The sequence below is a fragment of the Bacteroidota bacterium genome (assembly GCA_018692315.1).
GTDB lineage: Bacteria > Bacteroidota > Bacteroidia > Bacteroidales > JABHKC01 > JABHKC01.
The window spans coordinates 1-11,584 of record JABHKC010000131.1 but is presented as its reverse complement, the minus strand read 5'-3'; the positions used below and the strand labels follow the sequence as shown (position 1 = coordinate 11,584).

5 protein-coding genes are annotated in these 11,584 nt (G+C 33.3%); 2 read left to right on the top strand and 3 right to left on the bottom strand.

Features of this window, described 5'->3' with window-relative positions:
• Positions 1-213: 213 nt before the first annotated feature.
• The 3 genes from HN894_10015 to HN894_10005 form a co-directional block, all read right to left on the bottom strand.
• The gene (locus HN894_10015; GenBank protein ID MBT7143664.1) at positions 214-1,113 is read right to left on the bottom strand and encodes a DNA adenine methylase; all 900 of its coding nucleotides are present in this window, start codon (positions 1,111-1,113) and stop codon (positions 214-216) included.
• Positions 1,114-1,275: 162 nt separating this feature from the next.
• Positions 1,276-1,827, bottom strand: a complete 552-nt coding sequence (locus HN894_10010) for an HDIG domain-containing protein (protein MBT7143663.1) — start codon at positions 1,825-1,827, stop codon at positions 1,276-1,278.
• 11 nt (positions 1,828-1,838) lie between these two features.
• Positions 1,839-3,035, bottom strand: a complete 1,197-nt coding sequence (locus HN894_10005) for an isocitrate/isopropylmalate dehydrogenase family protein (GenBank protein ID MBT7143662.1) — start codon at positions 3,033-3,035, stop codon at positions 1,839-1,841.
• Positions 3,036-3,498: 463 nt separating this feature from the next.
• Between HN894_10005 and HN894_10000 the strand changes: the two genes are divergently transcribed.
• Positions 3,499-8,721, top strand: a complete 5,223-nt coding sequence (locus tag HN894_10000) for a T9SS type A sorting domain-containing protein (GenBank protein ID MBT7143661.1) — start codon at positions 3,499-3,501, stop codon at positions 8,719-8,721.
• Positions 8,722-9,027: 306 nt separating this feature from the next.
• On the top strand, positions 9,028-11,584 hold a 2,557-nt coding region (locus HN894_09995), incomplete at its 3' end, for a hypothetical protein (GenBank protein ID MBT7143660.1).

The window sequence follows — 11,584 nt, the reverse complement described above, 5'->3', positions numbered from 1 at the left end:
CTTTCAGTACATGCTCAGACCACGCTTTGTCAGGGGCTTAGCAGCTCCAATGTTCAATCGGCCTCTATTATCGAGCCCTCTGCGAACTTAAGTTTTATTTCTATATTTTTAAAATATTAAAGGTGGCTTTATCAAAATCAGCATAATAATCCAAAGTAGCATTTGTTTCACTTAATTGTTCAAGGAATAATTTAAAATTCTTTTCCATTGTCATTAATTTGTAATTAATAATTCCGTTAGTTGTCCACGTTTACTAGGGTTTGCATTGATGATTCTTTTAGCCAAAACCCTATTTATTTGATATTCCTTAAACAAATCATCAAAAAAATCATCATTAGAATTTTTTCCTTTTACATCGGAATTACTTAAAATCCAATTATGTCCTAAACTATCAAGTTTATCGCAAAATTTTGCTAAGCGAATTTGCTCATTATCATCGAATTCATCTTTTGTATAAGAATTAAAGCTTGAAGTCTGGCTTAAGGGTTTGTAAGGCGGATCAAAATAGAAAAACGAATTTTCTTCTGCCTCAAAAATCGTTTGCTCAAAATCCTCATTCAATATTTCAACCTTTTGTAATAAGCTATTTACTGTTAACAGATTAGGTTCATCACAAATCATTGGTTTTTTATAGCTGCCAATTGGAACGTTAAATTCATTCTTGCGATTGACACGATACAATCCATTAAAACATGTTCTATTTAAAAAGATAAAAAGAGCTGATTGAATTGTTTGATCCGAGATTCTTAGATTATATAAATATCTTTTTTCATAATAATACTCTTTTTTTTTCTCTATTTGTTCTGATAGGCTATGATATTCTGCTTCCCATTTTTGCAAAATTTGGATTAAATCAAAGACATTCTTTCTTATTGTTTTATAAGTATTTATTAAATCTATATTTATATCGTTTATTACAACTTTTTCAAGTTCAGGATAATTATTTAATATATGGAATAATACAGCACCACCTCCAACAAATGGTTCTATATAAGTAAATCTTGTTTTTTTTAATTCTTTTGGAATTGCCTGTTCAATTTGATTGAGTAATTGTGTTTTTCCACCTGCCCATTTCACAAATGGCTTTCCTTGAATTTTTACACTTATTTCCATTCTTCAAAAATATTAAAATAAATTGAGCAATCAATTTCTTATTTAAATGTTTCTATATAATTTTGCCAGAATGCTGTATAAATTGATACAGAAATATTTAACTAAAAAAATCCCGATTTTCATAGTAAATCGGGATTTATAATTTGAATAATTTAGTTTTTTTTAAATCTTCAATCGATCCTTAAAAGGCAAAAATGTCATAAAATCGGCATGATGAACTACATAAGCTTCGGTTGTACGTTTCACCATATTTCCTTCGCCTGCATGGGTTGCAATAATATGACAAACTTCTGCGGGTACGCCGGCTTCTTCTGCAAGAGAAACTCCCGAAAACGGATGTCGGAGATATTTTCCGTAGGTTCCTTGAATAGCTTTTCCGTTCTCGTCTAAAACGTATTCTAAAAGTTTACCTACATCGGCGAGAATAGCTCCGGCAATCAAGACATCCATATCGCATGTCAATTCGCCATGATAGAAATCGTTAATTTTCTCACCTGCATCGCGTGCAATATGAACAACTGAGCGTTTGTGATCCATGAAAGTTACTTTCAAATCGGGTCCGCAAAGCAAGGTAAAAGGAATGGCATTTAAGTCTGCTGGTTTCAAAACACTGCGTTCTAAAGCTAATTCCCAGATTTTAGCAGTTTTTTCTTTAAGTTCCTCATCTTGAATCCATTCAAGCTCTGGCCAAAGGTTTAATACTTCTTCTGTCATATCTATAAATTTTATAAATTAGCAATTACCGCATCGGCCATTTCTTGAGTAGAAGCAGCACCATTTTCAATAACATCAGGACGACCTGAAAATTTCATCATATCGTAGGTTTTTACTTTTCCATCTGCTATAACCTTAGCTATTGATTTACGAATTTTTGCGGCAATTTCGTCTTCACTAATATGATCAAGCATCATACATGCCGATTCTATCATTGCAATCGGATTCACGATTGAAACATCATAATCTGCATATTTTGGGGCAGAACCATGAGTTGGCTCAAATACACCAATTCCTGATTCAGGATTGATTTGTGCACTACAAGCAAAACCGAGACCACCAATTAAGCCTGCAAATCCATCAGATACAATATCTCCAAACATATTTCCGGCTACAATAACTCCATAAGTTTCAGGATTTTTTGTCAACCACATCATTTGGGCATCTATGTTTGTATTCCATAATTCAATTTCCGGAAAATCAGATTTTTGTATTTGCTGAGCCATTTTATACATCATTCCTGATGTTTCACGAATAACATTTGGTTTTTCGCAAACAGTTACCGATTTGTAATTATATTTTTTTGCATAATCAAAAGCAGCTCTTAAAATACGTTCTGTTGCTTTTTTTGTAAATATTCTTGTTGAAACAGATAATTCATCAACAGGAACTTCACCAAAATTTTTCTTGAATTTTGGATGTGTCATTAAAGCATCGTAAACCTGTGCAGGCGGATTGCTCCATTCAACGCCACCGTATAAGCCTTCCGTATTTTGGCGGAAAATAGGCACATCAACAACCGGCTCTTCAATATTATCATTAGCACCTCTTCTGATAAAATTTAATGGATTTCCTTTGTAAGATCTACATGGGCGAAGGCAAATATCCAATCCGAAATGCTGACGTAAACCTACGATTGGGCTCGCATAAACTAAACCTTTTTCCTGTAATTCAGGGGATAATTCGTTAAAAGCCTCATCTTTTGGCTTCGAAGTTATTGCTCCGAATAAACCAATTTTATGCTCCTCCAAAAGTTTTATAGTGCGCTCAGGAAGCGGATTTCCTTCCGTACACCAAAATTCCCAGCCTATATCGCCTACAACATAATTTGCATCGAAACCGGCAGCTTCTAAAACTCTGATTGTTTCTTCTAAAACTACTTTACCTATACCATCACCAGGCATAGCAACAATTGTTCTTTTTGTCATTTTTTATTTACTTAATTATTTATAAATCAATTAATTATATCTTCTGCATATTCAACAAATGTAATTCTTTTTTTTATTTTGCAAAAATCAAAAAAAATATTGTAAAATACTCTGAAAATATTTAAAATTTTATTAATATCTTTGTAACTAATCAGTGTACTGAAAAGTAATAATATTATGTGTTTTTAATTATTCCTTTATGATCTTTGTGTCACTTTGTGTAATAGCTTTTTCATAAGAAACTACAAATAAGACACTGAGTTTCACAAGGAAAGCGTATTATTAGCTTCAAGTTTCTGACACTGATTAGTTACATATTTTTCTAATGAATCAATGAACTGCAACTATATTAAATAATTATTCGTCCTTATTTATTATAGTATTAAATATTGAAAATTTTTGTTAAATTTCGATTTTATTGAAAATTATGAACTGAAATATTTTATAACTAAATCTAAATATCATGATTAAATTCTCTACTCAATCAAGAAATCAATTTATTTTTCTTGTAATTTGTCTCTTTTTTTTCAGTCAACAGGTTTTTGCACAAAACCAGATTCTAATAATCGACTTGGATGGAAATACAAACTCAGGTCCTGCCATTCAAACAGCAATCCAGAATAATGGGCTAAACGTTGACTATTCCACTTCAATACCCACAAGTTTGAATCAATACTCAGCAGTTTTTGTTTGTCTCGGTATATTTAGTGCCAATCATGTTTTATCAAGTGCTGAAGGTCAGGAACTTGCCAATTTTGTCAATTCCGGAAATAACATTTATATGGAGGGTGGAGATACATGGGCTTACGATAATCAAACAAACGTTCATGGATTATTTAATATTGACGGAACAAGTGATGGAACCGGCGATTTGGATAATATCATGGGAATTTCAGGAAGCTTTGTTGACACATTGATTTTTAATTATATCGGAGAAAATAGTTATATTGATAAATTAGATATAATTTCACCTGCATTTACAATTTTTGAAAATTCTTCTCCAGTTTACGACTGTGCTATTGCCCACGATGCCGGAACTTATAAAACTATAGGTTGCTCTTTTGAATTTGGAGGTTTAGAAGATGATACACTTTTAAATACCAAAGATTTATTGATGGAAAAATATTTGCAATTTTTTGAACTTTTTCCTGAAAACGCTATAGATGCTGCTATTGTTGAAATAATTGATCCACAAAGTACAGAAGGTGAAGGCGATACTGTATTAGTAAAAGTTATTTTAAAAAATGTGGGAAATGATAGTTTACTTGCTTTGGATATTGGATTTTCATTGAATGGGAATATTCCAATAATTCAGAATTGGACAGATACACTACTGTTTGGTGAAACAGATACAGTTGATCTACAAACTGTTGTAATCCCGCAAGGGTTTTCAGAAATATGTGCTTATACAATTTTACCAACAGATTCCTTCAATATCAACGATACTATTTGCAAAGACATTTTCGCAATTCCGGCCAACGATGCGGGTATTGTGGAAATTCAGTCGATTCCTTCGGTTGCAGGAAGTCATAATATTTATACCAAAATACAAAACTTTGGATATAGCAATTTACAAAATTTAACATTGGAATGGAAAGTAGATTCCATAGTAGGTGATAGTGTGTTGTGGACAGGAAACATAAATCAAAACTCTATCTCCGATTTTATTCTTGTCGGGAATTTCAATTTTGCTGTTGGAAGTCATGAAATTACTGTTAACACTTCCAACCCAAACGGAGTAGCAGATATAAACAACTTAGAAGACACATTAAGCACCTCAATAACGTTCTTCTCTCCTACCTTAATAGACACATTCCCTTATTGCGAAAGCTTTGAGGATACTATTGGTTTTTGGCAACAATTATCTGATGATGATTTTGACTGGACTTCTGATGAAAATGGAACACAAACTGGCAATACAGGTCCTTCTTCAGCAACAGACGGGAACTTCTATCTATATACCGAAGCATCAAGTCCACGTGTCCAAGGTGATATTGCAATAGTTGAAGCACTTTTTGACTTTACAAGTTTTTCTTTTCCTGAAATTTCCTTCGATTATCATATGTATGGAACCGGAATGGGAAGTATGCATCTTGACATTTACGATACTATTTGGCACGAAGATGTTTGGCAAATGTTTGGAAATCAAGGAAATTCTTGGAATCAAGCAATTATACCCATTATTGATTTTGGCGGACAAGATAGTATTGTAATCAGATTTAGAGGAATTGTTGGAAATGGAATAGGTCCTACCTATAGAAGCGATATGGCAATTGATAATTTCTGTATTTCAGAACCACTTTTTGACGACATGGGTGTAGTATCATTTTTAACACCAACAGAATATATATGCTCAAGTAATTCAGAAATAGTTTCTGTGGTTTTCATGAACTACGGAGCTATGACTCAATCTAACATTCCTATTAAATTGATTGCTACAGATCCTGTGGGAGTATCACTAACATTTTTCGATACACTAATCGGACCAATTGGGGCATCGGAACTTGATACAATATATTTTAATAATATTGATTTGTCAATCAGCGGAATTTACTCATTATCATGCTTTTGCACTTTACAAAATGATCAGAATTTGCTGAATGATTCTATTTCATTTAATACAAATACTATATCAGCAATATCAAGTTTTCCTTACACAGAGAATTTTGAAAGTGTAAATAATTATTTCAATTTATTTTCATATCAATACTCTGATATTTATATATTTAACGAAGGTTCGAATAAAGCTTTAAGATTTGAAGGTGGCATATCTCAGGCTTTATGGACTGGCTATTCAGGCAGTGTTACAGCTCAAAATGCCTGGGAAGACAATACTGCATATCACTCATCAGCAATTAGTTGTAATATTGATGCGAGCTCTCTTCAAGGATTAGTTTTACAATTCGATTTAAAGCAAAAACATACAAATTCTAACGACAATAGCTGGTTTAGAGTGCTGATAAACGACTCTATACAAATTAGCGACGAATATGGAGTTTCAAATTTTAATCCAAATACTAGCACAAGTGATCCATACGAACCATTAAAATTTAACCTTTCGGCTTATTCAGGAGGAAATTTTAGTCTTAGTTTTCAAGCATGCTGCAAATATAATGGCGATTATAATTCAACAAATTATCCAGATGGAGATCAGGCATTAATAGATAATATTGTACTTTATGAACCTGATCCGAACGATGTTGGTGTGATATCCATAGTAGAACCTAATGGAATAATTTGTGGTAATATAAGTCAGGAAGTTGAAGTGATAATTTCAAACAATGGCGGAGCTGAACAATTTGATATTCCAATAACTGTCGAACTAACTGATCCACTTGGAAATAATCAAGTTGTATCAGGAATTTATACAGATACAATTCTGCCGGGCAATAATGAAAATATGATATTAGGGACATTTAATACTACATTTGCGGGGAATTATCAAATTTTAGCCTATACAAGTTTATCAACAGATTCGATTTTTTTCAATGATTCTATTATTTCTGGTTTTGGTACAATAGCAAATATTTCGCAATTCCCCTTTGTTGAAGATTTCCAAACAGCAAATACCGACTATTTCAATATTTATGATAATAGTCAATCAAGTGCGTATTATTTCAACGACAATGGAGATATTGTACTTAGATTTGAAGGAAATACAAACTCAGGTTGGTATGGTAGTTCAGGAAGTATAAGCCCTCAAAATGCCTGGATTAATAATTCAGCACATCATTCAGGTGCAATTTCTTGCAATGTGGAGGCAAATACTCTTCAATTTTTAAATATGGATATTGACTTTCGTCAATCAGATATTATTACAATTACGGATTATAGCTGGTTTAGAGTGTTAGTGAACGACACAATTCAGTTGAGCGATATTAATGGAGTCTCGAACTTTAATCCAAATTTGCCACAAGGCGATCCTTATCAGGTACGAACTTTTATTTTAGATGATTTTTGTGGTTCCGATTTTAAATTAACACTTCAAGCTTCATGCAAATACGATTCATCATATTCTTATCAAAGTGTAGATTATCCCGAGGGTGATGCCGTATTTATCAGAAGTATAAGTATTTATGAACCACCGGAAATTGACATTTTAGTTAATTCAATAATAGGTATTCCCGAAATAAGTTGCGATTTAAGTAATAATCAAAGTATTGGAGTAAATTTCACCAATAATGGTATGGATACACTCTTTATTGGACAAGAAATTCCTTTTAGTTTTTCAATAAATAATAATTCACCCATTCAGGACACAATGATATTAAATACAAATCTTGCAAATGCAGAAAGTGTCAATCATACATTTTCTACAACTGCTGATTTTTCTGACGATGGTGAACATATTATTACAGCTTGGGCTGAAATGCCGGGTGATCCTATCCTTGCCAATGATACTGCAATGGCTTCGGCTTTTAATATCTTAAACATTTCAACATTCCCATACTCTCAAGATTTTGAGACAGTTAGTGATGAATGGGTTCCCGAAATTGTAAGTGGTACAGAAAATTGGGATTTAGGAAATCCATCACAAACAGTTATTAATTTTGCCCACAGTGGCAACAATGCCTGGATGACCAATTTAAATGCCGATTACGAGGATAGTACAGAAATAATGTTATATTCTCCTTGTTTCGATTTCTCAGATATTCAGTCAATCACAATATCATTCTGGTTATTTATTTATACCGAAGCAGATTACGATGGAATGGTTTTCGAATCTTCTACTGATGGCATTCTCTGGGAAAAAGTAATTGGTGAAAATCCAGACTTCTATAACTCAAATTTCTCACAATCTACAATTCTTGACGAACCATGGTGGAATGGATACACAGGAGCATGGCAGGAATATTCTACATCAACCGGCGAATTTGCAGGTATAAGTAGTGTTCGCTTTCGTTTCCGATTTGCATCGGACGGAAATACTAATTATGAAGGAATTGCAATTGACGACTTTTTGCTACAGAAAATTTTCTTGTGCGAAACAAGCGAAAATTCAAGTGTTTGCAATGGCGATTCTACCGAGATAAGTGTTATTGCAACCGGAGGAAGCCTACCCTACACTTATAATTGGTCTCCTACAACCGGCTTATCAGACCCTACAATCTCAAATCCGATGGCCAGTCCACAATTTACAACCTCCTACAATGTTACGGTTACAGATGCAAGCGGTGCTGAAACAGCGAGTTTTGTAGTGGTTGTAGTAAATCCAGTTCCCGATGTTCAAATAGTTCAAAATATTGCTCTCAACAATTTTATTATGTTAGATGCCGGACCAGGCTATATTTCATACGAATGGTCAACCGGAGAAATAAGTCAGACTATTGAAGTTACAACAAGCGGAACTTATTCTGTTACAGTGGAAAACACATCTAATTGTTTTGGTTCTGATGAAGTAGCAGTTATTGTTCCTGGAATTTTCAGTAGCAATTTCGATAGAGATATTAAACTTTATCCTAACCCAAATAAAGGAAAAGTTTTTGTTGAGATTGGAGATAATTCATCAGAAATTATAGTAACAATTTTCGATAATACATCAAAAGCTGTCTTATCAAATCAATACAAAAAACTAAGCAAAAATTCTGTTATAGAAATCAATTTAAAGACATTAGCAAAAGGATCTTACTTTGCACGAATTGAAAATAACAATTATGTAACATTTAAAAAGATTATTATTTATTAAATCAAAATTGAATAAATGAATTTTAAAACATCCCGAAAGTTCCAAGACTTTCGGGATGTTTGTTTTATAAGCATTTGCAATTCACCAAATCTTTGGTTTCATTTTGAGAAAGCAAATTGTTTGTCTCAAAAATAACTATAAGAATATCAAAATAAAACTTGGATACAATGTAATTTACATTTATCTTTATATAATCATTTTAGCAACTACTTTTATGAATCTAAAAAATGTATTAAAATCTATATTCCAACAGTATTATACTTTCCAAAAATTCAACTTTGGCAAAGTTCGAAAACTAAAATCGTTATGAAATTACATAGTTTGTTAATAATTTGCTTAGTATCCATTTTGCCTTTAAATATTTTTTCTCAAGGCGAAACTGACAATTGGCTTCTTGGAGGGGCTGATTTCTTAATCAATTTTAGTAGTGGTGAACCTTCACTAATTACTCCTTCTGTTGTTACAGGTAATCCAGCTGGAGGAATACCACCAGTTCCCTATCACTACTTTTATTATACAAGTTTTTGCGGGTCGAGTATTAGCGATTCAGAGGGCAACCTATTAATGTATAGCAATGGTGAATTGATTTGGAATGCAGCATTTGATACAATGTTAAACGGCACAAATCTTTATGGTAATTTTGAATCAAGTCAATGTTTGTTTATTCCTTATCCCGGTTTTAAGAATAAATATTATTTTATTACTACACCATATGTTTACCCAAGTTTTGGTGTTCGATATTCCGAAATTGATATGAGCTTAGATAATGGTTTGGGTGCAGTTATCTCTTCAAATAATCTACTGCTCAGTCCGGCATGCCAAAAAGTTAGTGCTGTATATCATTCAAATGGTAAAGATATATGGCTAATGGTACATCTATGGAATAGTAATGCTTTTTATGTATATCTAATAACACCAAATGGAATAAGCCCCAATCCAGTTATCAGTAATGTAGGAACTGTCCACCAAGAACCCTTCCCCCCTCCTCCAATGTATAATAGTGCAAGTGCAGGAGATTTAAAATTTTCAACAAATGGGAAAAGACTGGCAGTTGCAATTGAAGGGCTTAATTTATTTGAAATTTTTGATTTTGACAATACAACAGGGATAGTTTCTAATCCGATTTCCTTTTCAGGAGAATTAGCACAAAATGTTGAATTCTCACTAGATGGCACCATTGCATATCTTGGAGATCAAAATGCATATCCATCGAACAATAGTTCAAAGATTTATCAAGTAGATTTATTAGCTGGAAGCCAAAATCAAATTATTAATTCGAAACTTGCTATAAATAGTGATACGAATTGTTCAGCAATAACTAATTATTCAAATACTTCCAGTACATGTTATCTTGAACATTTACTGCAATTGGCTCCAAATGGAAGGATATATAGCATTTCAACAAATAGCATAGCTTCAGATTTTCTATCAAGTATAAATTCCCCAAATACACCAGGGATATTGTGTGATTTTGAATTTGAAGTATTGACAATTCCATCGACTTATTGTGGAAATATTTTGCAATCCATCCCCAACTTCTTCCGTTCCTACTTAGACAAAAACATACTATTCGATAATCTTTGTTTTGGAGATACTACTTTGATTTGTACGCAAACGAATACAAATTTCGATTCTATCCGTTGGGTTTTTGAGGATACTTTGGCGGGTTTGAGTTTTAGTATAGCTAATCAGGATACGGTTTTTCATAGTTTTTCGGAGCCGGGCAGCTACCAAATCATGCTAAAGCGCTATCGCAATGCACAGTTAGATGAGGTTAAAAAAATGCTATATATTATGCCTACTGTAAATATTGCATTTTCAGATACTTTGGTTTGTCCAAACGATACTATTGAAGTTTTTGCCAACGAAAATTATTGCCAGTTTGACTGGCTAAATGATTTTTCTACGGATACACTCTTTGCCGATACCATAAAAATAAACCAACCCGGCACCTACTGGCCAATCATTACAAACTACGATGAATATTGTGGTTCGCTTGATACTATTACGGTTGATTATGTAGAAATAAATCCTGTTTTGGGCAACGATACTTCAGGAAATTGTATTACAAATCCTTACATTTTGCAGGTGAATTATCAAAATGGAGATAGTGTATTTTGGTCGAATGGCGAAACCGATGATAGTATAATTGCATATTTTGCAGGCGAATATCAGGCAACTATTTATTATGAAGGCTGTTACGATATCGACACAATAATTGTTGAATACGAAAATCTTTTGTCGCCCGATTTGGGTCCCGATTCTTTTTTATGTACCGGCGATTCTTTGAGCCTTTCCGGCGGAACTTTCCCAAATACCAACTATATTTGGTTGCCAACAGGAGAAACTTCCGAGCAAATTAATGTAAATAATTCCGGTGAGTTTATCCTCTCTATTTCAAATATATGCGGAGATTTCTCAGATACAATCTTAGTTTCTGACCTTGAACCACCAGTAGTGGAGCTTGGCAACGACACCACAATTTGCAGCGGCGACACAATTGTTCTCGATGCCACAAATCCACAATCCACTTACTCGTGGATGGATATTTTCTACGACAGTGCCCTCACGGTTTCCATAGCAAACAACTATTGGGTAATTGTTGAGAATCAGTGCGGTATAGCAACCGATAGCATTTCCATTTTTATGGATTTTCCTTTGGAAATAAACCTAGGAAACGATACCATTATTTGCCAAGGCGACAGTCTGCAATTATCAATTTTCAATTATCAATTATCAATTGTAAATTGGTCAACTGGAGAAACTACTCCTGAAATTTTTATTTCAGATTCAGGAATTTATTGGATAAATTTAGAAAACGCTTGCGGAGTTTTTTCCGACACAATAGAACTTTTAGTAAGCG